At 56.0% G+C, this 25,139-nt stretch carries 21 protein-coding genes and 1 pseudogene; 17 read left to right on the top strand and 5 right to left on the bottom strand.

What is annotated here, in order from left to right:
- Positions 1–70: 70 nt before the first annotated feature.
- From mmuM to OK412_RS00105, 3 genes are all read right to left on the bottom strand, one after another.
- Positions 71–1,006, bottom strand: coding sequence for a homocysteine S-methyltransferase (gene mmuM / locus OK412_RS00115; RefSeq protein ID WP_033778608.1), 936 nt, complete (start codon positions 1,004–1,006; stop codon positions 71–73).
- Positions 996–2,405 (bottom strand): S-methylmethionine permease, encoded by a 1,410-nt coding sequence (gene mmuP, locus OK412_RS00110; protein ID WP_033758676.1) that lies wholly within the window; start codon positions 2,403–2,405, stop codon positions 996–998. Before mmuP ends, mmuM begins: the two co-directional genes overlap by 11 nt.
- Positions 2,406–2,540: 135 nt before the next feature.
- Positions 2,541–2,876, bottom strand: a complete 336-nt coding sequence (locus OK412_RS00105) for a DUF2002 family protein (RefSeq protein ID WP_003850360.1) — start codon at positions 2,874–2,876, stop codon at positions 2,541–2,543.
- Between the two features lie 153 nt (positions 2,877–3,029).
- On the opposite strand from OK412_RS00105, the gene OK412_RS00100 reads away from it, so the two are divergent.
- From OK412_RS00100 to emrB, 12 genes are all read left to right on the top strand, one after another.
- Positions 3,030–3,347 (top strand): DUF883 family protein, encoded by a 318-nt coding sequence (locus OK412_RS00100; protein ID WP_264352556.1) that lies wholly within the window; start codon positions 3,030–3,032, stop codon positions 3,345–3,347.
- A gap of 303 nt (positions 3,348–3,650) precedes the next feature.
- Positions 3,651–3,893, top strand: coding sequence for a glutaredoxin-like protein NrdH (gene nrdH / locus OK412_RS00095; protein WP_010257769.1), 243 nt, complete (start codon positions 3,651–3,653; stop codon positions 3,891–3,893).
- A 4-nt stretch (positions 3,894–3,897) separates the two neighbouring features.
- Complete coding sequence (nrdI, locus tag OK412_RS00090; protein WP_010257771.1) at positions 3,898–4,311, top strand: class Ib ribonucleoside-diphosphate reductase assembly flavoprotein NrdI; 414 nt, start codon at positions 3,898–3,900, stop codon at positions 4,309–4,311.
- Complete coding sequence (gene nrdE / locus OK412_RS00085; protein ID WP_163657854.1) at positions 4,281–6,419, top strand: class 1b ribonucleoside-diphosphate reductase subunit alpha; 2,139 nt, start codon at positions 4,281–4,283, stop codon at positions 6,417–6,419. Before nrdI ends, nrdE begins: the two co-directional genes overlap by 31 nt.
- Positions 6,420–6,427: 8 nt before the next feature.
- Positions 6,428–7,387 (top strand): class 1b ribonucleoside-diphosphate reductase subunit beta, encoded by a 960-nt coding sequence (gene nrdF / locus OK412_RS00080; RefSeq protein ID WP_010257777.1) that lies wholly within the window; start codon positions 6,428–6,430, stop codon positions 7,385–7,387.
- Positions 7,388–7,888: 501 nt separating this feature from the next.
- Positions 7,889–9,085 carry a glycine betaine/L-proline ABC transporter ATP-binding protein ProV gene (proV, locus tag OK412_RS00075; protein WP_010672155.1) on the top strand — a complete coding sequence of 399 codons (1,197 nt, stop codon included), beginning with the start codon at positions 7,889–7,891 and terminating at the stop codon, positions 9,083–9,085.
- Positions 9,082–10,173, top strand: a complete 1,092-nt coding sequence (gene proW / locus OK412_RS00070) for a glycine betaine/L-proline ABC transporter permease ProW (protein WP_010257782.1) — start codon at positions 9,082–9,084, stop codon at positions 10,171–10,173. Before proV ends, proW begins: the two co-directional genes overlap by 4 nt.
- Positions 10,174–10,234: 61 nt before the next feature.
- Entirely contained in the window at positions 10,235–11,233 is a 999-nt protein-coding gene (proX, locus tag OK412_RS00065; protein ID WP_010257785.1) for a glycine betaine/L-proline ABC transporter substrate-binding protein ProX, read from the top strand.
- Between the two features lie 211 nt (positions 11,234–11,444).
- Positions 11,445–12,632: an MFS transporter gene (locus tag OK412_RS00060; RefSeq protein ID WP_064690346.1), complete on the top strand. Its 1,188-nt coding sequence runs from the start codon at positions 11,445–11,447 to the stop codon at positions 12,630–12,632.
- A 302-nt stretch (positions 12,633–12,934) separates the two neighbouring features.
- Positions 12,935–13,465 carry a transcriptional repressor MprA gene (gene mprA / locus OK412_RS00055; protein ID WP_003850381.1) on the top strand — a complete coding sequence of 177 codons (531 nt, stop codon included), beginning with the start codon at positions 12,935–12,937 and terminating at the stop codon, positions 13,463–13,465.
- Positions 13,466–13,615: 150 nt separating this feature from the next.
- Positions 13,616–14,788: a multidrug efflux MFS transporter periplasmic adaptor subunit EmrA gene (gene emrA, locus OK412_RS00050; RefSeq protein ID WP_264352555.1), complete on the top strand. Its 1,173-nt coding sequence runs from the start codon at positions 13,616–13,618 to the stop codon at positions 14,786–14,788.
- A 16-nt stretch (positions 14,789–14,804) separates the two neighbouring features.
- Positions 14,805–16,340 carry a multidrug efflux MFS transporter permease subunit EmrB gene (gene emrB / locus OK412_RS00045; RefSeq protein ID WP_033758678.1) on the top strand — a complete coding sequence of 512 codons (1,536 nt, stop codon included), beginning with the start codon at positions 14,805–14,807 and terminating at the stop codon, positions 16,338–16,340.
- Between the two features lie 36 nt (positions 16,341–16,376).
- Here emrB and OK412_RS00040 read toward each other — a convergent pair whose 3' ends face one another.
- Entirely contained in the window at positions 16,377–17,558 is a 1,182-nt protein-coding gene (locus tag OK412_RS00040) for a tRNA/rRNA methyltransferase (protein ID WP_010672152.1), read from the bottom strand.
- A gap of 159 nt (positions 17,559–17,717) precedes the next feature.
- Between OK412_RS00040 and trxC the strand changes: the two genes are divergently transcribed.
- From trxC to OK412_RS00010, 5 genes and pseudogenes are all read left to right on the top strand, one after another.
- Positions 17,718–18,137 carry a thioredoxin TrxC gene (trxC, locus tag OK412_RS00035; protein ID WP_010257800.1) on the top strand — a complete coding sequence of 140 codons (420 nt, stop codon included), beginning with the start codon at positions 17,718–17,720 and terminating at the stop codon, positions 18,135–18,137.
- An 81-nt stretch (positions 18,138–18,218) separates the two neighbouring features.
- On the top strand, positions 18,219–18,896 hold the full coding sequence (locus tag OK412_RS00030) for a tRNA-uridine aminocarboxypropyltransferase (protein ID WP_010672151.1): 678 nt from the start codon (positions 18,219–18,221) through the stop codon (positions 18,894–18,896).
- A 138-nt stretch (positions 18,897–19,034) separates the two neighbouring features.
- Positions 19,035–21,692 carry a bifunctional acetate--CoA ligase family protein/GNAT family N-acetyltransferase gene (locus OK412_RS00025; RefSeq protein ID WP_033758680.1) on the top strand — a complete coding sequence of 886 codons (2,658 nt, stop codon included), beginning with the start codon at positions 19,035–19,037 and terminating at the stop codon, positions 21,690–21,692.
- 117 nt (positions 21,693–21,809) lie between these two features.
- Positions 21,810–23,165: a CDP-diacylglycerol--serine O-phosphatidyltransferase gene (pssA, locus tag OK412_RS00015; RefSeq protein WP_033769657.1), complete on the top strand. Its 1,356-nt coding sequence runs from the start codon at positions 21,810–21,812 to the stop codon at positions 23,163–23,165.
- 26 nt (positions 23,166–23,191) lie between these two features.
- Positions 23,192–23,502: pseudogene (locus OK412_RS00010) on the top strand (YfiM family protein).
- Between the two features lie 9 nt (positions 23,503–23,511).
- Here the strand turns inward: OK412_RS00010 and OK412_RS00005 are convergent.
- Complete coding sequence (locus tag OK412_RS00005; protein WP_010257813.1) at positions 23,512–24,801, bottom strand: MFS family transporter; 1,290 nt, start codon at positions 24,799–24,801, stop codon at positions 23,512–23,514.
- Positions 24,802–25,139: the final 338 nt, after the last annotated feature.

The raw sequence follows: 25,139 nt of genomic DNA, 5'->3' as shown, positions 1-25,139 counted from the left end.
GTGATCAGTGATCAGAGTGTAGACCGCCCTCTCCGCCTCAATCGGGCTATCATCGCCCGATTCAGCCAGCTTATTGCGGTTGACAAGCGCGGGCGATAGCCGCGATGTCGTTGGGTGAGGTGCGACAGCAGCCGCCAATCAGCTTCGCGCCCGCCTGCTGCCACTCTGCCAGTTTGTCATGCAGCGTGCAGCCTGATGGCGCTGAGTGCCAGGTTTTGCTGCCAGCATCATACTGCTCGCCGGAGTTGGGATAGACCACCAGCGGCTTGTCGGTCAGCTTTTGCAACTGCTGCAGCGCAGGCGTCACGCTCTCAAGTGCCACACAGTTGATCCCCACCGCTACCACCTGCGGCTGCTGATTCAGCCAGCTCACGACGTCTGACAGCGGCGTGCCGTCGCTGATGTGTCCGGCGTCACGCAGGGTAAACGAGAACCAGGCGCGGCCTTCAGGAAATTCAGCCAGCAGCTTCACCAGCGCCTGCGCTTCGGCAAACGAAGGCAGGGTTTCGCAGGCCAGCAGATCGGCACCCGCCGCCAGCAGCGCCTGCACGCGTGGGCGGTGAAACGCCATCATCTCCGCTTCCGGCAGCGCATAGTCGCCGCGATATTCCGAACCATCCGCCAGGAAGGCGCCATAGGGACCAACCGATCCCGCTACCAGCAGCGTTTTTGCGTCGGGCCGGACCGCCAGATAATCGTGACGGGCGCGCCGCGCCAGCTCGACGCTCTGCGCGATCAACGCCAGTGACTCCGCCTCATCAAGGCCACGAGTGGCAAAGCCCTGCGGCGTCGCCTGGTAGCTGGCGGTAATGGCACAGCGCGCGCCAGCGACAAAATAGTCGTAGTGCACCTGATAGATCAGCTCAGGATTTTCCATCAGCACCTTAGCTGACCATAACGCATCGGCCAGATGACAGCCGCGGGCTTCCAGCTCGGTGGCCAGGGCACCATCCAGAATCAGCAGTGGCGACTCCGCTAAAGCCTGCGCGACAGGGTTATACGACATCATTGGCCTCCTCAGGCTTCGGGGATGATTTGTGAGTCAGATGGTAAGCGGCATAGCAGAACAGCACAAACGGGATGCCACACCACAGCGCGATACGCTGAGTCGGATCGAATGCCAGACCGACACAGGCCAGCAGGCAGAGCAGGAAACCCAGCACCGGCGTCAGCGGATAGAGCGGCGCACGGTAGGCCAGATCGGCCAGCGATTTGCCCTGCTGAAGATGGCGGCGACGGAAAACAAAATGCGAAGCGCAGATGCTGAGCCAGACGGCTACTACCGCAAAGCCGGAGATGGCCGACAGCGCCACAAACACCGTGTCGGGTGCGACCACGCTGGAGACCAGCGCCAGCAAACCACCCACCATGCTGACGGTGATCGCCAGCATCGGCACGCCGCGCTTGTTCACCCGGGCAAAGGCGCGCGGCAGCGTATTTTCATTGGCCAGCGACCAGAGCATCCGCCCGGAGGCATAGAGTCCGGAGTTGGCCGCAGACAGGATAGCGGTCAGAATCACAAAGTTAATAATGTCAGCCGCCCACGGGATGCCGATCTTTTCGAAGACCAGCACGAACGGGCTTTTCACGATACCCGCCTGATCCATAGGAATCAGCGCCGCCAGCACAAATACCGTGCCGATGAAGAAGATAATCAGCCGGGCCACGGTAGTACGGATCGCCAGCGGCAGCACTTTCTCCGGCTGCTGGGTTTCACCGGCCGCAATACCGATCAGCTCGGTGCCGGAAAAAGCGAAGTTGACTGCCACCATAGTCATCAGAATCGGCAGTACGCCGTTAGGCAGCCAGCCGTGCGCCGTCAGATTGCTCAGGCCCGGTGCGGGCGTGCCATCCTTCATCGGGATAAACCCAAACATCGCCGCACCCCCGAGCACGATAAAGGCGACAATCGTCACCACCTTAATCAGCGAGAACCAGAACTCCCCTTCGGCGAAGAAGCGGGTTGAGATAACGTTCAGCAGATAGATGGCGCAGCAGAAGACCAGACACCAGATCCATACCGGGATCTGCGGGAACCAGTACTGCATACAGAAGCCCGCCGCCGTCAGGCTGGAGCCGAGGGCGACGGTCCAGGTGAGCCAGTAGAGCCAGGCCACGGTGTAGCCGGTTGCCGGGCTGAGATAGCGTGCGGCATAGACGTGGAACGCGCCGGTTTCCGGCATCGCCACCGAGAGCTCGCCCAGACAGACCATCACCAGCCAGACCACCAGCGCGCCAATCAGATAGGCGAGCAGCGTCCCCGCCGCCCCGGTGGTGGAAATGATGTAGCCGGTGTTAAAAAACAGGCCGGTGCCGATTACGCCGCCCAGCGATAACATCACCAGATGGCGCACTTTCATGGTGCGTTTAAATTGTTCCTGCGAGGGAGTTGGCTGTTCGCTCATCACTTTTATCCGTATGGACGTCTAAACATCTATAAGGGACAGTTTTATACGCGTCACAGCCGGTAATTGCAACGGCAGGGAAACAGGGAGGAGGTAAAGGCGGTTCAGTGCCCCGTCGCGGCGGGGCCTGATGCGTTAGCCGAAAACGCTTTGAATATAACGTTCCAGCGCCATGCGGGAACTAAATCCGTGCGGGATGCCGTAGTGTTCCTGTGAATCACCCGCCAGGTAGAGAGGGAATTGGGTGTAGTGATCGCAGGTCTTCATTTCTGAAGCAGGTTCAGCGAACGGCTGGCTCTTCTCTTTCAGTGTCGGGTGAATGACGAGTGCCATGCGCCCCATGCGCGCTTCGCGATTCACATAAACATAGTTCTCTCCACGGCGATAACCATAGGCCCGTGGGGTAATTTCATCGACTTCGAAACCCGCTTTTTCCAGTACGCGCGCTACCTCATCTGGTCGTAAATACATGCTCGATCCTCTCCTCTTTCAAAAGCTTCGCAACCTTACAACAGCATGACAGAGTGGGCATTCGGAATTTTCCCTAAAGAACACTCCCGCGTCTCGTTTATCTCAAGGTCGTCTACACTAGTATTACGTTTTTAAATCAAAGGGAGCTAAAAAATGTTTAATCGCACTGTAAAAAACGATGACATTGATATTAATCAGGATGTTAACGAACTGGCCGATTCACTGGAAGCGCTGCTGAAATCTTACGGCAGTGACGCCAAAGACGAAGTGGATTCTGCACGCAGTCAGGCAGAAAAGCTGCTGAAACAGACCCGCTCCAGACTGAACGGCGGCAGCAACCGTGTTTCACAGGTTGCGCGTAATGCCAGTGCGCAGGTTGACACTTATGTCCATGACAAGCCATGGCACGGTGTTGGTATCGGTGCCGCTTTCGGTATCGTAGTGGGTGTGCTGCTGGCTTCACGCCGCTAAGCTCAACTCCAGAAAATCTCCTGAGCCCTGCCCTGTGCGGGGCTTTTTTATGCCCTTTTTCTGGCCGATGACATTTACAAAAGATTTTTCCAGGCTGCAGGGCGCATCCCTGCTGGCTTTGCCGCTGTTGCGCAAATGCAAATCATAAAACCCTATATCTGGTGGGCTTGACCCACAAAACCACTACATCTAGTATTTATCTCATCAGCACGACACCAGATGTCCGGCAGAATGAGGCCCGCAACCTGCTCCTCCAGCTCTGTTTCCTGACATCAGAACCGCATATAGAGGGAAATACGAATCATGCGCATTATTATTTACACTAAAGATAACTGTGTCCAGTGCACGGCAACCAAAAATGCGATGGACCGTCAGGGTCTCGCCTATCAGCTTATCAATCTCGACAGCCAGCCCGAGGCGATCGACAACCTGAAATCACTGGGTTACCGCCAGGTACCGGTCGTGATGGCAGATAACGATCACTGGAGCGGTTTCCGCCCGGACAAAATCGCCACGCTGCGCACGCTTTCTGCTGTCGGAGGATAAACACATGTTCCCGCTGGTCTATTTTTCCAGCCAGTCGGAAAACACCCACCGGTTTGTGACGCGCCTCGGCCTGCCCGCCCGGCGCATCCCGCTTGATGCCCGGCAACAACTGCATATCGACCAGCCCTATATTCTGGTGGTGCCCAGCTATGGCGGTGGCAGCAGTCGTGGTGCGGTGCCCGGTCAGGTGATTCAGTTTCTTAATGATGAGGCGAACCGACGCGGTATTCGTGGCGTGATCGCAGCGGGCAACCGTAACTTCGGTGCCGGTTACTGCCTGGCGGGCAGCATCATTGCAAATAAATGTCAGGTTCCCTGCCTCTACCGCTTCGAGCTGATGGGAACGCCTGACGATATCGCGAAAGTTAAAGCGGGAGTAACCCAATTTTGGCAACAACAGACACCCTCAACGGCGTGACGCTCGATTATCACGCCCTTAATGCCATGCTCAATCTCTACGACGCCGAGGGCCGCATCCAGTTCGACAAGGATCGCGAAGCGACACGTCAGTTTTATCTGCAGCATGTGCAACCCAATACCGTCCCCTTCAATAGCTGCGCTGAGCGTTTACGCTATCTGGTGGCAGAGAGCTATTACGAAGCGGAAGTGCTGAACCAGTACGATTTTTCGTTCCTGCTTGCGCTGCATGAGGTGGCGGAGAACTGGGGATTTGAGTTCAAAACCTTTCTCGGTGCCTGGAAGTACTACACCAGCTACACCCTGAAGACCTTCGACGGCAAACGCTATCTGGAAACCTTCGAACAGCGCGCCTGCATGGTGGCGCTGACGCTGGCTCAGGGCGATGAAAAGCTTGCGCGGGCCCTGCTGGAGGAGATCCTCAGCGGCCGTTTTCAGCCCGCTACGCCAACCTTCCTGAACTGCGGCAAACAGCAACGCGGTGAGCTGGTCTCCTGCTTCCTGCTGCGCATCGAAGACAATATGGAGTCGATTGGTCGCGCCGTGAATTCGGCACTGCAGCTCTCAAAGCGCGGCGGCGGCGTCGCCTTTTTGCTGTCAAACCTGCGTGAGTCCGGTGCGCCAATCAAACGTATTGAAAATCAGTCGTCGGGCGTTATCCCGGTGATGAAAATGCTGGAGGATGCCTTCTCTTATGCGAATCAGCTCGGCGCGCGTCAGGGCGCTGGCGCGGTGTGGCTCAATGCGCACCATCCCGATATTTTCCGCTTCCTTGATACCAAGCGCGAAAACGCCGATGAGAAGATCCGCATCAAAACCCTGTCGCTGGGCGTGGTGATCCCCGATATCACCTTCCAGCTGGCAAAAGAGAACAAACCGATGGCGCTGTTCTCGCCCTACGACGTTGAACGGATCTATGGCCAGGCGTTTGGCGATATCAGCATCAGCGAGAAATATGAAGAGATGCTGGCCGACGACCGCATCCGTAAAACCTATATTCAGCCACGAGACTTCTTCCAGACGCTGGCCGAGATTCAGTTTGAGTCGGGCTATCCCTACATCATGTATGAGGACAGCGTGAACCGCAGTAACCCGATTGCCGGTCGCATCAATATGAGCAACCTCTGCTCTGAGATCCTGCAGGTGAACAGCGCCAGCGAGTACAATGACGATCTCAGCTATCGCCGGATCGGCAAAGATATCTCCTGTAATCTCGGCTCACTGAACATTGCGCACGCCATGGATTCACGCGATCTGGCGCGTACCGTGGATGTGGCGATCCGCGCCCTGACCTCGGTGTCGATGATGAGCGAAATTGGCTCGGTGCCCTCGGTCGCCGAAGGCAATCGCCGTTCGCACGCCATTGGCCTGGGTCAGATGAACCTGCACGGCTATCTGGCGCGGGAAGGCATCGCCTATGGTTCACCGGAAGCGCTGGATTTCACTAATCTCTACTTCTACTGCATCACCTATTATGCGCTGCGCACCTCTAATCAGCTGGCACAGGAGCGTCAGCAGACCTTCGATGGCTTTGCGGAATCGCAGTACGCCAGCGGCGTCTACTTCGATAAGTATCTGCAGCGCGAATGGCTGCCGCGCACGGAACGGGTAGCGACGCTGTTTGCCGACGCCGGACTGACGCTGCCGACACAGGCGGACTGGCAGGCACTGCGCGACGCGGTGATGCAGCACGGGCTGTTTAATCAGAACCTGCAGGCGATCCCGCCAACCGGTTCAATCTCCTACATCAACCATGCCACCTCCAGCATCCATCCGATTGTTTCCCCCATCGAGATCCGCAAAGAGGGCAAAACCGGCCGCGTCTACTATCCCGCGCCGTTTATGACCAATGAGAATCTCCATCTCTATCAGGATGCGTATCAGATTGGGCCGGAAGCGATTATTGATACCTACGCAGAAGCGACTCAGCATGTCGATCAGGGCCTGTCGCTGACGCTGTTCTTCCGCGATGACGTCTCGACCCGTGACATCAACAAAGCGCAGATTTACGCGTGGAAAAAAGGCATCAAAACGCTCTATTACATTCGACTGCGCCAGATGGCGCTTCAGGGCACGGAGGTTCAGGGCTGCGTCTCATGCTCCCTGTGATGAAAACGATGAAACTAAAACAGATTCAGGCAATTAACTGGAACCGCATTCAGGATGACAAAGATCTTGAGGTGTGGAATCGTCTCACCAGCAACTTCTGGTTGCCGGAGAAAGTGCCGCTCTCCAACGATCTGCCCGGCTGGCAGACGCTGGATAAACAACAGCAGCAGCTGACCATCCGGGTATTCACCGGCCTGACGCTGCTCGACACTATCCAGAACGTGATCGGCGCGCCGGGGCTGATGGAAGATGCCATTACCCCGCACGAAGAGGCGGTGCTGTCGAATATCAGCTTTATGGAAGCGGTGCATGCCCGCTCCTACAGTTCGATCTTCTCAACCCTGTGTAACACCCAGGATGTGGATGCCGCTTATCAGTGGAGTGAAGAGAATGCGCCGCTGCAGAACAAGGCGCGCATCATTCTGGAACACTACCAGGCCGATGATCCGCTGAAGAAGAAGATCGCCAGCGTTTTCCTGGAGTCGTTTTTGTTCTATTCCGGCTTCTGGCTGCCGATGTACTGGTCGAGCCGTGGCAAGCTGACCAACACCGCTGACCTGATTCGCCTGATTATTCGCGATGAGGCGGTGCACGGTTACTACATCGGTTACAAATATCAGCAGGCGCTGGCTGCCGCTGACGATCTACGCCGCGAAGAGCTGCAGCAGTTCGCCTATGATCTGCTGCTGGCGCTGTATGAGAACGAAGTGGCTTATACCGAGGCGCTCTATGCCGATGTCGGCTGGGTAGAGGAGGTGAAAACCTTCCTGCACTACAACGCCAACAAAGCGTTGATGAATCTGGGCTATGAGGCGCTGTTCCCGGCGGAGCTGACAGCGGTGAATCCGGCCATTCTGTCGGCTCTGTCGCCCAACGCCGACGAAAACCACGACTTCTTCTCCGGTTCAGGCTCCTCCTATGTGATGGGAAAAGCGGTCGAAACCGAAGACGAAGACTGGAATTTCTGAGGGTTACCGGGTGCTGTTTTGTCAGCATCCGGTTTTCTCTGGCAGTGCCGTATCAGCCGCGCCATTCCGTCTAATCATAAGAAAAAAATATTACTGCAACACAGCCTGACTATTTTACCGTTTGTTGATTCTGCCCCTCCCCGCATTTCCTTTTTTTTCGACCAATTATTCCACTGAACCCGATCGTTTCAGGCGTGATTATTTCCCTGCATCGGAATCCATTATTTCTGTAATATTTCACCCTGGTGACGCTTGTTTTTCTCCCTTTCACGCGGCAAATAGGCTGAAATGCCAAAAACCCGCCAATGATTTCACAAAAAATTAATCCACGCTTATCCCTTGTGAGCACTGAAGATAATCGGCATCTGAATGTCCCGCGGCCGGCCAATATCCCACTTCAGGGTTGTCAGATAACGTCAGTGTGCTACGGTATGGCCTGCTTAAATTTCAGCGGGAACGACAGGATAATATTAGATATTTCAACCAGGATTTAATGACTGCATGGCTATTAAGCTCGAAGTAAAAAATCTCTATAAAATATTTGGCGACAATCCGGATCGCGCGTTTAAATATATTGAAAAGGGTGCGACCAAAGATGTCATTCTTGAGAAGACCGGGCTCTCTCTTGGTGTAAAGAACGCCAGTCTGGCCATTGAAGAAGGCGAGATATTCGTCATCATGGGGTTATCCGGTTCAGGAAAATCGACCATGGTTCGCCTTCTCAATCGTCTGATAGAGCCGACGCGCGGCCAGGTGATTATTGACGGTGTCGATATTGCCAAAATATCAGCCAGCGAACTGCGCGACGTGCGCAGAAATAAAATCAGTATGGTATTCCAGTCATTTGCTTTGATGCCGCACATGAATGTATTAAATAATACGGCATTTGGTATGGAATTAGCGGGCGTCGCACTGGCTGAACGCCAGGAAAAAGCACTGGAAGCGTTACGTCAGGTCGGGCTGGAGAATTATGCGCACGCTTACCCGGATGAACTTTCCGGAGGGATGCGGCAGCGCGTCGGATTAGCCCGCGCACTGGCCATCAATCCCGACATCTTATTAATGGATGAGGCCTTCTCCGCTCTGGATCCGTTGATTCGTACTGAAATGCAGGATGAACTGGTTAATTTACAAGCCAGGCATCAGCGCACCATCGTCTTTATTTCCCACGATCTTGATGAAGCGATGCGTATTGGCGACCGTATTGCCATTATGCAGGGCGGCGAAGTGATACAGGTTGGTACGCCGGATGAGATCCTGAATAACCCAGCCAATGACTATGTCCGCACCTTCTTCCGTGGCGTCGATATCAGTCACGTATTCAGCGCCAAAGATATCGCCCGTCGTAGCGCGGGAGCGTTGATCCGCAAAGCGCCAGGTTTCGGCCCGCGCTCCGCCATTAAGCTGCTGCAGGATGAAGACCGCGACTACGGTTACGTGCTGGAAAAACAGAAGTTTCTTGGCGTGGTCTCCACCGACTCGCTGAAAGCCGCGCTGGCAGCAGGTCTGGGACTCGATAGCGCCCTCCTCGACTCGCCAGCCGCGGTGCCCGCCGATACCTCACTGAGCGATCTGCTCTCGCACGTCGCTCAGGCGCCCTGTGCGGTGCCAGTGGTCGGCGAGGAGAATCAGTATGTCGGTATCATTTCCAAAAGCACGCTATTGCGCGCGTTAGATCGTGAAGGAGCCCAGCCATGAGTCAGGAAACCACCAATCCGTGGGATAGCGGCACCGCCGCCAGCAGTCAGGCTGCGCCCACCAGCAGCGGCGGTGCCGATGCCTGGGGCACGCCCGATGGCAGCGCGACACCCGATGCAGCCAGCAGCAGTGACTGGCTCAACAGCGCCCCTGCGCCCGCGCCGGAACATTTCAATATCATGGATCCGTTCCACAAAACCTGGATCCCGCTTGATCACTGGGTGACTACCGGCATCGACTGGGTGGTCAACCATTTCCGCCCGCTGTTTCAGGGTATCCGGGTACCGGTTGACTATATTCTCAGCGCCTTTCAGCAGCTGTTGCTGGGAATGCCCGCGCCGGTAGCGATTCTGGTGTTTGCGCTGATCGCCTGGCAGATCGCGACGCCCGCCATGGGCATCGCCACGCTGGTATCGCTGATCTTGATTGGCGCAATTGGCGCCTGGTCGCAGGCGATGGTCACGCTGGCGCTGGTGCTTACCGCGCTGATGTTCTGCATTCTCATCGGCCTGCCGCTGGGGATCTGGCTGGCCCGCAGTGAACGGGCAGCGCGTATCGTACGCCCCTTGCTGGATGCGATGCAGACAACACCCGCCTTTGTCTATCTGGTGCCGATTGTAATGCTGTTTGGTATCGGCAACGTGCCAGGCGTGGTGGTCACGATTATCTTCGCCCTGCCACCGATTGTACGCCTGACTATTCTCGGCATTAAGCAGGTGCCCGCCGATCTGATCGAAGCGAGCGAATCCTTTGGTGCCAGTCCGCGTCAGCTGCTATTCAAAGTGCAGTTGCCGCTGGCGATGCCCACCATTATGGCGGGCGTTAATCAGACCCTGATGCTGGCGCTGTCGATGGTGGTGATCGCCTCGATGATCGCCGTGGGCGGACTCGGTCAGATGGTCCTGCGCGGTATTGGCCGTCTCGACATGGGGCTGGCTACGGTGGGTGGTGTGGGGATTGTGATCCTTGCCATTATCCTTGACCGCCTGACCCAATCGTTTGGTCGCGATAGCCGCAGCCGCGGTAATCGTCACTGGTATCACACCGGCCCGCTGGGCCTGATCTTCTCTCCTTCGCGTAAAAAATAATCTGTCGGGCGGTGCCTGCGCGCCGCCCATCCTGACGCGACATCTGAAATAAGGAATGACTATGCGCAACAGAGCCTCTCTGCTCGCCGCCGTGGTAACCACGCTGGCCGTTTCACACGTCTCCGCTGCCGATCTGCCGGGCAAAGGTATTACGGTACAACCCATACAGAGCACTATCGCTGAAGAGACTTTTCAGACCCTGATTGTCAGCCGCGCGCTGGAAAAACTCGGCTATCAGGTCAGCAAGCCAAGTGAAGTGGATTACAACGTTGGCTACACCTCTATCGCCGCTGGCGACGCCACCTTTACCGCGGTGAACTGGCAGCCGCTGCATGACGACATGTACAAAGCCGCCGGTGGCGATCAGAAGCTCTATCGTCAGGGAACCTATGTTACCGGTGCCGCCCAGGGTTATCTGATTGATAAGAAGACCGCCGAGAAATATCACATCACCAATATCGAACAGCTGAAAGATCCTAAGATCGCCAGCCTGTTTGACGCCAACGGCGATGGCAAAGCGGATATGACCGGCTGTACGCCAGGCTGGGGCTGTGAAGCGGTGATTAATCATCAGAACAGCGCCTTTGGTCTCAGTGATACCGTGACCGCCAATATGGGTAACTATTCGGCGATGGTGGCGGATACGCTGGCACGCTACAAACAGGGTAAACCGATCCTTTATTACACCTGGACGCCCTACTGGCTGAGCGATGTGCTGAAGCCGGGCCGCGATGTGGTCTGGCTGCAGGTGCCGTTCTCTTCGCTGCCTGGCGAACAGAAGGATGTGGATACTAAGCTGCCAAACGGCGCGAACTACGGTTTCCCGGTTAACACCATGCACATCGTCGCCAACAAAGCCTGGGCGGCGAAAAACCCGGCGGCTGCCCGTCTGTTTGCGGTCATGAAGCTGCCCATTACCGATATCAATGCTGAAAACTCAGCAATGCATGCCGGACAAAACTCAGAAGAGGCGATTAACCGTCATGTGGATGGCTGGATTAAGGCGCATCAGGCTGAGTTCGATAAATGGATCAGCGAGGCGCAGGCCGCCGCGCAATAACCTGAAAACATTTCCGCCCCAGGGTGGTTGATAAAAGTGCTGGCTCAGTGAGCATACGCTTTTAGTCGGGCAGTTATCTGAGGGCAGAAATTTTTCTGCCCTTTTTTATGGCTGCTATCCCGACTGGTATGGCCTGTTAATAAACATGCGTGTGAAATAGTTTTTTGAGTTACTATTAACCTCAAATGATTATTAGCGACCGATGCTGTTTATGAATGCGACTCGCCAGGGTCTGACGCCTGCTTTAGTAATGCTGATGTCAGTAGCAACCGGCCTCTGCGTAGCCAGTAATTACTACGTTCAGCCACTACTGAATACCATCGCCCAACAGTTTGATCTCTCTGTCAGCCTCGCCGGATTTATTGTCACCACGGCGCAGCTGGGCTACGCCTGCGGTCTGCTGCTGCTGGTGCCGCTTGGCGATCGGTTTGAACGACGCAGCCTGATTGTTACGATGATCCTGCTGGCTGCTGCGGGCATGGTGATTATCGCCCTTTCGCACTCCTTTCTCTTTTTACTGCTGGGCACGGTGATGACCGGCCTGTTCTCGGTCGCCGCACAGATCCTGGTGCCGCTGGCCGCCACGCTGGCAGAGCCGGAGCGGCGCGGCAAAATAGTGGGGACGGTAATGAGCGGTTTGCTGCTGGGGATTCTGCTGGCGCGCACCGTGGCAGGCGGCCTGGCGCAGCTTGGCGGCTGGCGTACCGTTTACTGGACTGCCAGCCTGCTGATGGTGGTGATGGCCCTGGCGCTGTGGCGATCGCTGCCGCGCGTGAAACAGTCTGTGCCCATGAGCTATCCGCAACTGCTGGCCTCCATCTTTCGCCTGTATGCCGGTAATCGGGTGCTCCGCACCCGCGCCTGGACCGGCTGCCTCTCCTTTGCCAATTTCAGCCTGCTGTGGACCTCAATGGCCTTTCTGCTCGCCGGGGCGCCTTATCACTTCTCAGAGGGCGAGATTGGCTTGCTGGGGCTGGTCGGTGCCGCGGGTGCGCTGGCCGCACGTCAGGCGGGCGCGCTGGCTGACAAGGGTAAAGCGAAGCTGACCACCCGACTGGGCCTGCTGCTTATGCTGCTGTCGTGGGCTGCCATTGCGTGGGGCGCGGAGCAGCTTGCGCCGCTGATCGTCGGCATCCTGTTGCTGGATCTGGCGGTACAGGCCGTCCATATCACCAATCAAAGCGTGATCTACGCGCAGATGCCGGAGGCGCGGAACCGTCTTAATGCCGGTTACATGACCAGCTACTTTATGGGTGGCGCGGCCGGCTCACTGCTCTCCGCGACCGCTTACCATCTTTGGGGCTGGTATGGCGTCTGTGGCGCTGGCGCGCTGCTGACTGTGGTTAATCTGCTGATTTGGGCAGCCGGATCGCGCTTTGAGCCGGAAAAAATCAACTGAAGCCTGGCCGGACAGCGCATTGCGTCTGGTCACAAATGGTTAGGTTTGTTATGGTTAGTAGCAAACCTATTCACTTCAGTTATTTTTCCCCGCGATATTATTAAATTTGCCCCCTTTTTGATCACGTTTCGGCACAGCGGCTGCCGCCGGACGTACGGGTTTTTGACCCAGGGCCAGGGAATGGCCTGGAATACCTTTGATGGTGAATAGTGATTCTGTCAGCGATCACCTGCCAAAAAGTGACTACGCTTATCCTGTCACCATAGTTATTATACAAGTTGCAATTAGTGAGGTTTTTTTTAATGGAAAGTTCGTTTACTCCCATTGAGCAGATGCTAAACATCCGTGCCAATCGCCATAAGGATTTTCCGTTGCAGGAAATTATTCTGACGCGTCTCTGTATGCATATGCAGGGTAAACTGCTGGACAACCGCAATAAAATGCTGAAAGCACAGGGTATTAATGAAACCCTGTTCATGGCGTTGATTACGCTGGATGCACAGGAAAACCATAGTATTCAGCCCTCTGAGCTCAGCTCTGCCCTTGGCTCTTCACGTACCAATGCCACGCGCATTGCTGATGAGCTGGAAAAGCGCGGCTGGATTGAGCGTCGCGAAAGCGATCACGACCGTCGCTGCCTGCACCTGCATCTGACCGATAAAGGGATGGAGTTCCTGCGTCAGCTGCTGCCACCTCAGCATCAGAGCCTGCAGTACCTGTGGTCGTCGCTCTCCGTCGATGAGAAGTCGCAGCTGGAAGGCATCACCCGTAAGCTACTTAATCGTCTTGATAAAATGGATGAAGATCAGCTGATCGCCTCGCTTTCCCGCTAATAGCAATAAGTGCGACACAATCACCTGTCGGAATCGTTATTTTAATTTCCTTTTTTATCTGGCCAGCGCTCAGTCGCTGGCTTTTTCGACTCGGGCGCTGGCGAAAAGGGATTTCTGCCGCCCGACTAAATGGAAAACGTGGAGAAAGACATGAGTGCAACGGCAGAAGCACAAAGCCCGCAACCGTCAGCCAACAAAAAGAAGAAGCGCAAAAGTGTGCTCATCGTGCTGGCGTTGATCTTTGTGCTGATTGGTATTGCCTGGGGAGTTTACTGGTTCCTGGTCCTGCGCCATTTTCAGGAAACGGATGACGCCTACGTTGCGGGTAACCAGGTGCAGGTGATGGCACAGGTCTCCGGTAGCGTGAATAAAGTCTGGTTTGAAGATACCGATTTCGTCAAAAAAGGCGATGTGCTGGTTTCACTGGATAAGACGGATGCGGAGCAGGCGTTTGAAAAAGCGCAGACGGCACTCGCCACCAGCGTGCGTCAGACGCATCAGCTGATGATTAATGGCAAACAGTATCAGGCCAGCATTACCTTGCAACAGACCGCTCTGGCGCAGGCACAGGCCGACCTGAAACGCCGTGAGCCGTTAGGCGCGGCTAATCTGATTGGCCGTGAAGAGTTGCAGCACGCCCGCGATGCCGTCGCGACGGCCAAAGCACAACTGGACGTGGCGATTCAGCAATACAATGCGAATCAGGCGATGATCCTCAACACCTCACTGGAAAATCAGCCTGCCGTGCAACAGAGTGCGGCTGAGCTGCGTGACGCCTGGCTGGCGCTGCAGCGCACCGAAATCCGTAGCCCGATGGATGGTTTTGTCTCCCGTCGCAGCGTGCAGGTCGGTTCGCAAATCTCCACCAGCACCCCGCTGCTCGCCGTCGTGCCTGCAACGAATCTGTGGGTCGATGCCAACTTTAAAGAGACCCAGCTGGCTGGCGTTCGTATTGGTCAGCCTGTCACCGTGGTTGCCGACATCTACGGTGACGAAGTGGTTTATCAGGGCAAAGTTGCAGGACTGGATATGGGCACCGGCAGCGCCTTCTCACTGTTGCCGGCACAGAATGCCACCGGTAACTGGATCAAAGTGGTTCAGCGCCTGCCGGTTCGTATCGAACTGAATCAGGAAGATATCGCCAGACATCCGCTGCGTATTGGCCTCTCAACGCTGGTTAAAATCGATACCACCAGCAAAGAGGGCAGCGCGCTGGCCTCCAGCGCCCGTCAGCAAGCCGCTTACAGCAGCAACGCACTGGCGATTGACCTTGCGCCGGTCAATCAGCTGATCACCGATATCGTCCGCGCCAACGCCGGATGATGACGCGGAGGCTGTAATGGCACAAAAACCGCTTGAAGGAATGCCGCTGGTCCTGATGACCATTGCGTTGTCGCTGGCGACGTTCATGCAGGTTCTGGACTCGACCATCGCCAACGTGGCTATCCCCACGATTGCCGGTAATCTCGGAGCGTCGAACTCCCAGGGAACCTGGGTGATCACCTCGTTTGGTGTGGCCAATGCGATCTCGATCCCGCTGACCGGCTGGCTGGCCAAACGCATCGGTGAAGTGAAGCTCTTTACCTGGTCGACCATTCTGTTTGCTATCGCCTCCTGGGCGTGCGGCATGTCAGACAGCCTGGAGATGCTGATCTTCTTCCGCGTCATTCAGGGGATCGTCGCGGGTCCCTTGATCCCGCTGTCGCAAAGTCTGCTGCTCAACAACTATCCGCCCGCCAAGCGCAGTGTTGCGCTGTCGCTGTGGGCGATGACGGTGATTGTCGCGCCAATCTGTGGCCCGATACTGGGCGGCTGGATCAGCGATAACTATCACTGGGGCTGGATCTTCTTTATCAACGTGCCCATTGGTGTGGCGGTGGTAATACTGACGCTGCAAACCCTGCGCGGCCGGGAAACCAAAACCGAAATCCGGCGGATCGATATGGTCGGGCTGGTGCTGCTGGTGGTGGGGATCGGCTGTTTGCAGGTGATGCTGGATCGCGGAAAGGAGCTCGACTGGTTTAACTCGACCGAGATTATCGTGCTCGGGGTAGTGGCCGTGATTGCGCTGTCAGTCCTGCTGGTGTGGGAGCTGACGGACGATCACCCGATCATTGACCTGTCGCTATTTAAGTCGCGCAACTTCACCATTGGCTGCCTGTCGATCAGTCTGGCTTATATGCTCTACTTCGGCTCGATTGTTCTGTTGCCGCAGCTGCTGCAGGAGGTCTACGGCTACACCGCAACCTGGGCCGGTCTGGCGTCTGCGCCGGTGGGCATTTTGCCGGTGATCCTGTCGCCGATCATCGGACGCTTTGCCCATAAGCTCGACATGCGACGGCTGGTCACGTTCAGCTTCATTATGTATGCCGTCTGCTTCTACTGGCGCGCGTATACGTTTGAACCGGGAATGGACTTTGGTGCCTCAGCCTGGCCGCAGTTTATTCAGGGCTTTGCCGTGGCCTGCTTCTTTATGCCGCTGACCACCATTACGCTGTCGGGACTGCCGCCGGAGCGCATGGCCGCTGCCTCCAGCCTGTCGAACTTTATGCGTACCTTTGCAGGCTCGGTGGGGACGTCGATTACCACCACCATGTGGAGTAACCGCGAGTCGATGCATCATAGCTACCTGACGGAGTCGATTACCCCGTACAACGTCAATTCGCAGCAGATGTATAGCCAGCTGGAGAGCATGGGGATGACGCAGCAGCAGGCGTCTGCCTGGATCGCGCAGCAGATTACTAACCAGGGACTGATTATTTCAGCGAATGAAATTTTCTGGGCGTCGGCGGGGGTCTTTTTGATTCTGTTAGTGCTGATCTGGTTTGCCCGTCCGCCGTTTAGCGCAGGCGGCGGTGGTGGTGGTGCGCACTAACGTTACACAGCAAAACGGGCCTTTCGGCCCGTTTTTTTATGCGTTCTGACGCCACCATTCGGCGAGCAGTACGCCGGTTGCGACCGAGACGTTGAGGCTTTCTACGTTGCCGGTGCCGCCAATCGACAGGCTCATGTCACCCTGTTTGAACGCGGTATCAGAAAGACCTTCACGCTCCTGCCCTAACACCAGCACCATTTTCTCCGGCAGCTGAGCCTGCGCCAGCGGCGTGCCCTGATGGCTGGAGGTGGTGACGATGGTGTAACCCGCTTTACGGAACGCTTCCAGACCTTCACTGAAAGTTGCGCCGCTGATAGCCTGCACATGCTCAGCACCGCCTTCTGCGGTACGTACCGCTGCGCCGGACTCCAGCAGTGAGGCGTCGTTCACCAGCAAACCTTTTACGCCAAAGTGCGCGCAGCTGCGCATAATCGCGCCGAGGTTATGCGGGTTGCTGACATCTTCCAGTGCCAGCACGCAATCTTTGGTATTCGCCTGGCTCAGCCATTCAGAAACCGCCATACCCATGCGCTTTTTGATCAGGAAGCAGACGCCACCATGATGCTCAGTGCCTGATGCTTTGGTAATCTCTGCATCTTCCACGACGTGATAGGCTTTGCGGTTAGCCGCCAGCCAGCGCAGCGCTTCGCGGAAACGCGGTGTCACTTCCTGCACGAACCAGGCGCGGACAATCGCTTCAGGACGGCTCTGGAACAGCGCCTGACAGGCGTTCTCACCATAGACGCGCGTCTCTTCGTTACGCTGACGACGGATCTGCTCGGGATCGACGAAGCTCTTGCCGCTGATGCCGCCGTGATCCGGCTTATCGCTTTCGGTTGCCGGACGATCTGCTGATGGCGCGCGTGACACGGTGCGCCATGGGGAATCGCTGCTGCCATAGGCGCCGCGATTATCATCGCCACGATCGTTGCGGCGGCCTGCGCCATCGTCTGAACGGCGTGGAGCGCCACGTCCGCCTTCATCACGACGCGGTGAACTGCTGCGACCGGTGTCGTCGCTGCGACGGCCAGCGGAGCGACCACCTTCCTGACTGCGTTCAGTACGGGGGCCAGACGAACGACGATTATCATCCGAACGGGCAGCAGCGTGACCACCTTTGCCTGTACGAGGATTAGGCGCGCGCGCGCTTTTATCGTCCTCGCCACGCACGTACATCACCTTAACCTTACCGCTCTTGCCTTTAAATTCGTCGTTCATGTCTTCCTCCTGCATTGAGAGCGCGCAGATTACCTGATGTGCTGGCGCTTAGCTATCAACTATTGAACCTATAGAGCAATCCAGATTGAGAGGGAATCCGTCCCCTTTCATAATGAACAATATTTACCAGACTGACACTTTTCAACATCAGAGGTTCCTATGAATACGGTATGCGCTTCCTGTCAGGCAACCAATCGCGTTCCTGAAGAACGCCTTGCCGACGTGGCGAAATGTGGTCGCTGTGGAAATGCGTTATTTGATGGCGAAGTGGTGAATGCCACCAGCGCTAACTTTGACAAATATCTGCAGGACGATCTGCCGGTGGTGATCGATTTCTGGGCGCCCTGGTGTGGTCCCTGTGTCAATTTTGCGCCGGTGTTTAAAGATGTCGCCAGTGAACGCAGCGGTAAAGTCCGCTTTATTAAAGTGAACACCGAAGCGGAACCGGCCCTGAGCGCCCGTTTCAACATTCGCAGTATCCCGACCATCATGCTGTTTAAGAACGGCGAGCGGGTCGACATGCTGAATGGCGCGATGCCCAAAGCGCCTTTCAATGAATGGCTGGATGAGTCACTTTAATCTTCAGAGGCCAGCCTGGCTGGCCTTTTCCTTTTCGCCTGCGCTTCGATTACACTGACGTTTTTCCTGCCCTGAATACTCATGTCTGATAATGCTGTTTTGCGCTTGCGCACCCAACGCCTTGCCCGATCCACTCGTCCTTTCCTCGCACGCGGGAATCGGGTCATCCGCTGTCAGGGCTGTCTGCTGCCAGAGGTCAACTGTCTCTGCAGTCAGATCGTGCCGCAGTCCGCTCGTAGCCGCTTCTGCCTGGTGATGTTCGATACCGAGCCGATGAAGCCGAGCAACACCGGCCGGCTGATTGCCGATATTCTGCCGGAAACTCAGGCTTTTGGCTGGTCACGCACCGAGCCGGATCCGCTGCTGCTGGCGGCGGTGCGCAATCCCGATTATCAGCCGCTGGTCGTTTTCCCGGCCGCTTATGCCGATGCCGGTCGCGAAGTGCTGACAACGCCGCCCGTCAGTGGCAAGCCGCCGCTGTTTATTATGCTGGACGGCACCTGGACCGAAGCCCGCAAAATGTTCCGTAAAAGCCCCTGGCTCGACGCCCTGCCGGTGATGTCGCTGGATGTCAGCACCCCGTCGCGCTATACGCTGCGTGAAGCCCACGGCGCAGGTCAGCACTGCACTGCTGAAGTGGCCGCGGCGCTGCTGGCGCAGGCGGGCGATCGGCTGGCGGCTGAGGCGTTATCTCACCATTTTGATCAGTTCCGCGCGGCCTATCTGGCAGGGAAACCACACCACGCCGGACAGGATTAAGCGCCCTGTCACCTCCTGGCGGGAGCGTCCCTGCGGTGACAGAGATTAAAATCGGGATGCGCAGCCTGCGATCTGCCCGGAAGCACTGCCAGCCAAAAGCGTTTACAATCACGCAAATCCCGAACTCTGGAGAGTGAGATGAGCCAACGCGGACTGGAAGCGCTGTTACGACCTAAATCAATTGCGGTGATTGGTGCCTCGGTCACGCCAGGGCGCGCCGGATACTTTATGATGCGTAACCTGCTGGCGGGCGGTTTTAGCGGCCCGGTGTTGCCGGTGACGCCGAAATATAAAGCGGTCAGCGGCGTACTGGCCTGGCCCACCATCGACAGCTTACCTTTCGCGCCAGACCTGGCAGTGATCTGCACCCACTCAAAACGTAACCTCGAACTGCTGCAACAGCTCGGGGAGAAAGGCTGCAAAGCCTGCATTATCCTCTCTGCGCCCGCCAGCCAGTCGGCCGAACTCAAAGCCTGCGCCAGCCAGTGGCAGATACGTCTGCTGGGCCCGAACAGTCTTGGACTGCTGGCCCCCTGGCAGGGATTGAATGCCAGCTTCTCGCCAGTGCCGATAGAGAAAGGCCGTATCGCATTTATCTCCCAGTCCGCCGCCGTATCCAACACCATTCTCGATTGGGCGCAGCAGCGTAATCTCGGATTCTCCTGGTTTATCGCGCTGGGTGACAGTCTGGATACCGATGTCGATGATCTGCTCGACTTCCTGGCTCGCGACGGTAAAACCAGCGCTATCCTGCTCTATCTTGAGCACCTCAGCGATGCGCGTCGTTTTGTTTCTGCCTCACGCAGCGCCTCCCGTAATAAACCGATTCTGGTGATCAAGAGTGGTCGCAGCCGGGAAGCACAGGCGCTGCTGGGCACCCACAGCGGTCTGGACGCCGCCTGGGATGCTGCCATTCAGCGTGCCGGGTTACTGCGGGTGCAGGATACCCATGAGCTCTTCTCCGCCGTTGAGTCGCTGAGTCATATGCGGCCGCTGCGTGGCGACAGGCTGATGATCATCAGTAATGGTGCCGCCCCCGCCGCGCTGGCGCTGGATGAGCTCTATGCCCGCAACGGGAAACTGGCGCAGCTCAGCGAGCAGACGATTCAGCAGCTCGAGGCGCTGTTGCCCGCTGGCGCAGGCCGCGGCAACCCGCTGGATTTAAAAGATGACGCCACAGCAGAACGTTATGCCGCCTGCACAGAGATCCTGCTCGACAGCCATGAACTTGATGCATTGATGATTATTCATGCGCCAAGCGCGGTCGCGCCCGCGACTGAAACGGCCGGACATCTGATCGACACCATCGCCCGTCACCCGCGCGGTAAGCTGGTGACGCTGCTGACCAACTGGAGCGGCGAGTTCTCTTCACAAGCCGCGCGCCGAGCCTTTACGCAGGCGGGGATACCGACCTGGCGCACGCCAGAGGGAACGGTGACCGCTTTTATGCATCAGGTTGAGTACCGCCGTAACCAGAAGCAGCTGCGCGAAACCCCTGCCCTGCCCGCCACCCTGAACCTGGACAGTGCCCATGCACACCAGCTGCTGTCACAGGCGCTGGAGCGTGGTGTTACTGCGCTGGATACCCATGAAGTGCAGCCGGTGTTGCAGGCTTACGGCCTGGCCACGCTGCCGACCTGGATCGCCAGCGACAGTAAGGCGGCAGTGGCGATTGCCGATCAGATTGGCTATCCGGTGGCGCTAAAACTGCGTTCACCCGATATCGCGCATAAATCGGAGGTGCAGGGCGTGATGCTCTACCTGCGTAATGCCAGCGAAGTGGAGCATGCCGCTGAGGCCATTTTTGATCGGGTAAAACAGACGCTGCCGCAGGCACGTATCGAAGGGCTGCTGGTTCAGAGCATGGCGAGTCGTGCAGGCGCACAGGAGCTGCGGGTCGTGGTCGAACAGGATGCCCTGTTTGGCCCGATCATTATGCTGGGGGAAGGCGGCGTTGAATGGCAGGCCGATAAACAGGCTGCCGTTGCCCTTCCCCCGCTGAATATGACGCTGGCACGCTATCTGGTGATTCAGGCGATCAAGAGCGGAAAAATCCGCAGCCGCAGCGCGCTGAATCCGCTGGATATCCCCGGTTTAAGCCAGTTGCTGGTGCAGGTCTCTAACCTGGTGGTGGATTGCCCGGAGATCCAGCGACTGGATATTCATCCGCTGCTGGCGGCGGGCAATGATTTTACCCTGCTGGATGTCACCCTGACGCTGGCTCCGTTCCACGGCGATAACGAAGCACGGCTGGCAATACGTCCTTATCCTCAGCATCTGGAAGAGCAGGTGGAGTTAAAGGATGGGCAATTCTGCCTGTTCCGGCCCATTCTGCCAGAGGATGAGCCCCTGCTGCGCGATTTCATCAGTCAGGTCACCAAAGAAGATCTCTACTACCGCTACTTCAGTGAAATCAGTGAGTTTACTCATGATGATCTCGCCAACATGACCCAGATCGATTATGACCGCGAGATGGCGATTGTGGCGGTACGTCAGCATCATGGACGACCCGAGATCATCGGCGTCACCCGCGCTATCTCTGATGCAGATAACATTGATGCAGAGTTTTCGGTGCTGGTCCGTTCCGACCTGAAAGGCCTGGGCATGGGCCGTCGTCTGCTGGAAAAGATGATCCGCTATACCCGGCATCACGGCTTGCAACAATTGAACGGTATCACCATGCCCCATAACCGCGGCATGATTACGCTGGCACGAAAGCTCAACTTTCATGTTGATATTCAACTGGATGACGGTATTGTCAGCCTGAAATTGTCTTTACAGAATGAGATCAACTAACCTTGTAGAGAAAGGTAAAAAACGTTCGAATCGGCGAAGTTGATGTTATTATTTGTGGTTATAACCCTGATTTGATGGCAAAAGGCCATGCAATGAACAGAGAAGAAGTGCACTGTGATGTTGTCTAAATTTAAACGTAACAAACACCAACAACACCTCGCACAGCTGCCGAAACTGTCACAATCCGTTGCGGATGTGTCGACACTTTACTCGCCTGCCGAATTTCGCCAGACGTTGCTGGAGAAAATTGCGGCAGCGCAGACTCGCATCTGTATTGTTGCGCTCTATCTGGAAAATGATGACGCCGGACGTGCCGTCATGGATGCGCTTTATAGTGCGAAGCAGGCGCGGCCGGAGCTGGATATTTCGATTCTGGTTGACTGGCACCGTGCGCAGCGTGGGCGAATTGGCGCAGCGCGAGGCGTAACCAATGCCGACTGGTATTGCGAAATGGCGACACGTTATCCGGATATCGCCATCCCGGTTTATGGTATCCCGGTCAATACCCGTGAAGCGCTGGGCGTGCTCCACCTTAAAGGGTTCATTATTGATGACATGCTGCTCTACAGCGGCGCCAGCATCAATGATGTCTACCTGCATCAGCATGATAAATATCGCTATGACCGTTACCAGGTTATCCGTAATTCCCAGCTGACAGATACGATGTATGACTGGATCACGCTCAATCTGAAATCAGCGGAAGCGGTAAACCGACTCGATTTTGCTGAGCGCCCCTCAAGTCCTGAAATTAAAAATGAGACACGCCAGTTCCGTCAGGACCTGCGCGGCTTCAATTATCAGTTTGAAGGGAATGCCGGCAACGATGAACTGACGGTCACGCCGCTGGTCGGTCTGGGTAAGCATAGCCTGCTCAATAAAACCATTTTCCACCTGATGCCCTGTGCGGAACAAAAACTGATCATCTGTACCCCCTACTTCAACATGCCCGCCTTGCTGGTTCGTAATATCATTCATCTTCTGCGTCAGGGAAAACAGGTTGAGATCATCGTCGGCGATAAAACAGCCAATGACTTCTATATTGCGCCCGATCAGCCGTTCAAAATCATAGGCGCGCTGCCTTACCTGTATGAAATCAATCTGCGTCGCTTTATGAGCCGTTTGCACTACTACGTTACGACCGATCAGCTGGTCGTGAGACTGTGGAAGGATGGCGAGAACAGTTATCACCTTAAAGGAATGTGGGTTGATGACGAATGGCAGCTGATTACCGGTAATAACCTCAATCCACGTGCCTGGCGGCTCGATCTGGAAAATGCGGTGCTGATCCACGATCCTCATCAGGAGTTAGCGGCTCAGCGTGAGAAGGAACTGACGTTAATCCGGCAGAACACGACGATAGTGACGCATTTCCGTGAGCTTGAAAGTATTGCTGATTACCCGGCCAAGGTGCGCAAGCTGATTCGTCGTCTGCGCCGGATACGTATCGATCGCCTGATCAGCCGGATTCTTTAATCACTACGGTCAATAAGGCATCTGCTATGCGAAGTGTGCTGCTTGCTGGGCTGTTGTGTAATGGATGCGGCCATATGGCAAAAGATCAGTAGACCGGACGGGATAAAGCGGAGCATTTTGTCGCCTCTGCAGTCCTGGCCGCTGCCGGTAGTGAATATGGGAAGGCAGCGTCAGCACCATTCTGACCGGCAAAGCCAGACTGTTTTCATTAACGCCTGGGGCGGGAAAAGAGTGGTATGACAGCCGCCCGAATGGCAGCGGCTGGAGCTGGAAAGATTTCGCCTGGGATGCCGCCGGTGCTGCCAGCGGCATTGCCCTGTGGAATCTGAGTCAGTAGCTTTCTCTGTTAAAGCTTAATCCCCTTACCGCGCTTGTGCAGCAACAGCGACACCAGAAATGCCACCGCGCCCATCGCTGAAACATACCAGAAGAAAGTCGTCTCAATCCCCTGCTGCTTCATCAGCAACGCAACATACTCTGCCGACCCACCAAAGATCGCATTCGCTACTGCGTAAGATAGCCCTACACCCAGTGCGCGCACCTGTGGCGGAAACATTTCTGCTTTAAGAATGCCACTGATGGCGGTGTAGAAGCTGGTAATCAGCAGCGCCAGCATGATTAACAGGAAAGCCACACCGGGACTTTGCACGTTTTGCAACAGCGTCAGAATGGGGACCGTACAGATGGCCGCGCCCGCGCCAAAAATCATCATCGAAGTGCGACGACCGATTTTATCTGACAGAGCACCAATAATCGGCTGAATCAGCATAAAGACCAGCAGCGCACCGGTCATCAGGCCGCTGGCGGTTTTAGGATCCATACCTGACGTATTAACCAGATACTTCTGCATGTAGGTGGTGAAGGTGTAAAAACTCAGGGAGCCGCCTGCGGTGAAACCCAGCACCATCAGGAAGGGACGAGTATGATTGCGCAGTAACCCGATTACGCTACCCGCATCGCGATGTTCGCGGCTCGTCTTATCTGAGGTCTCTTCCAGTGAGCGTCGTAACCATAATGCGACAACGGCGAGGAGTGCGCCGAGGAAGAACGGAATACGCCAGCCCCAGCTTCGCAGTTCTGCATCCGTCAGTAAAAATTGCAGGACCACGACGGTGAGTACCGCCGCTAACTGGCCACCAATCAGGGTGACATACTGGAATGAGGCGTAGAATCCTTTACGTCCTTCCAGAGCCACTTCGCTCATGTAGGTTGCGCTGGTCCCATATTCTCCGCCCACCGATAATCCCTGAAACATACGCGCCAGCAGCAGAATGACGGGCGCAGCCACGCCGATCGTTGCGTAACCGGGTAAGCAGGCGATCACCAGCGAACCAAAACACATCATGCAGACCGAAACCAGCATCGAATTTTTTCGGCCATGTTTGTCGCCGATATAGCCAAACAGCCAGCCGCCAATCGGACGCATTAAAAATCCTGCCGCAAAAACGCCCGCCGTCTGTAACAACTGAGTGGTGGTATCGCCCTGCGGAAAGAAAATGTGGGCAAAATAGAGTGAGAAGAAGGAGTAAACGTAGAAGTCGAACCACTCAACCAGGTTACCTGATGACGCGCCGACGATAGCCCAGATACGTTTCTTTGTATCATCCGTCTGAGTTTTATTATTTGTGGGTGCCATGCCTTACCTCTGTTCCTTGCTGATCAACAGCGTTTAAAGGAGTGAGTAAAGCATTTAAGTCTACCGAAGGTAAAGGCGGCGTAATCCGAGATTATTATTGTGAGCCATGTCGCTAATTATCGAAAAATCAGCGGGTTGCTGGTCATTCAGAAGTTAATAATGGGGAGTTAAGGGTGACATACCGCGTGCCTGCAGGTCATGTATTCAGCTTAACGTGGCAAAGTGCAGACGTAAAAAAGCCCCGCACTTTCGTGCGGGGCTTCTTCACTTATTTAATGCCTGGCAGTTCCCTACTCTCGCATGGGGAGACCCCACACTACCATCGGCGCTACGGCGTT

Origin of the sequence: Pantoea sp. JV6 (genome assembly GCF_025910055.1) — a bacterium.
GTDB lineage: Bacteria > Pseudomonadota > Gammaproteobacteria > Enterobacterales > Enterobacteriaceae > Pantoea > Pantoea agglomerans.
Note: the sequence above shows the minus strand (reverse complement) of the source record. Positions and strands in the feature narration are given on the sequence as shown.

Coding starts and splice junctions, on each gene's coding strand:
- mmuM (WP_033778608.1), bottom strand. CDS start 1,006: ATGTCGTATAACCCTGTCGCGCAGGCTTTAGCGGAGTCGCCACTGCTG.
- mmuP (WP_033758676.1), bottom strand. CDS start 2,405: ATGAGCGAACAGCCAACTCCCTCGCAGGAACAATTTAAACGCACCATG.
- OK412_RS00105 (WP_003850360.1), bottom strand. CDS start 2,876: ATGTATTTACGACCAGATGAGGTAGCGCGCGTACTGGAAAAAGCGGGT.
- OK412_RS00100 (WP_264352556.1), top strand. CDS start 3,030: ATGTTTAATCGCACTGTAAAAAACGATGACATTGATATTAATCAGGAT.
- nrdH (WP_010257769.1), top strand. CDS start 3,651: ATGCGCATTATTATTTACACTAAAGATAACTGTGTCCAGTGCACGGCA.
- nrdI (WP_010257771.1), top strand. CDS start 3,898: ATGTTCCCGCTGGTCTATTTTTCCAGCCAGTCGGAAAACACCCACCGG.
- nrdF (WP_010257777.1), top strand. CDS start 6,428: ATGAAACTAAAACAGATTCAGGCAATTAACTGGAACCGCATTCAGGAT.
- proV (WP_010672155.1), top strand. CDS start 7,889: ATGGCTATTAAGCTCGAAGTAAAAAATCTCTATAAAATATTTGGCGAC.
- proW (WP_010257782.1), top strand. CDS start 9,082: ATGAGTCAGGAAACCACCAATCCGTGGGATAGCGGCACCGCCGCCAGC.
- proX (WP_010257785.1), top strand. CDS start 10,235: ATGCGCAACAGAGCCTCTCTGCTCGCCGCCGTGGTAACCACGCTGGCC.
- OK412_RS00060 (WP_064690346.1), top strand. CDS start 11,445: ATGAATGCGACTCGCCAGGGTCTGACGCCTGCTTTAGTAATGCTGATG.
- mprA (WP_003850381.1), top strand. CDS start 12,935: ATGGAAAGTTCGTTTACTCCCATTGAGCAGATGCTAAACATCCGTGCC.
- emrA (WP_264352555.1), top strand. CDS start 13,616: ATGAGTGCAACGGCAGAAGCACAAAGCCCGCAACCGTCAGCCAACAAA.
- emrB (WP_033758678.1), top strand. CDS start 14,805: ATGGCACAAAAACCGCTTGAAGGAATGCCGCTGGTCCTGATGACCATT.
- OK412_RS00040 (WP_010672152.1), bottom strand. CDS start 17,558: ATGAACGACGAATTTAAAGGCAAGAGCGGTAAGGTTAAGGTGATGTAC.
- trxC (WP_010257800.1), top strand. CDS start 17,718: ATGAATACGGTATGCGCTTCCTGTCAGGCAACCAATCGCGTTCCTGAA.
- OK412_RS00030 (WP_010672151.1), top strand. CDS start 18,219: ATGTCTGATAATGCTGTTTTGCGCTTGCGCACCCAACGCCTTGCCCGA.
- OK412_RS00025 (WP_033758680.1), top strand. CDS start 19,035: ATGAGCCAACGCGGACTGGAAGCGCTGTTACGACCTAAATCAATTGCG.
- pssA (WP_033769657.1), top strand. CDS start 21,810: ATGTTGTCTAAATTTAAACGTAACAAACACCAACAACACCTCGCACAG.
- OK412_RS00005 (WP_010257813.1), bottom strand. CDS start 24,801: ATGGCACCCACAAATAATAAAACTCAGACGGATGATACAAAGAAACGT.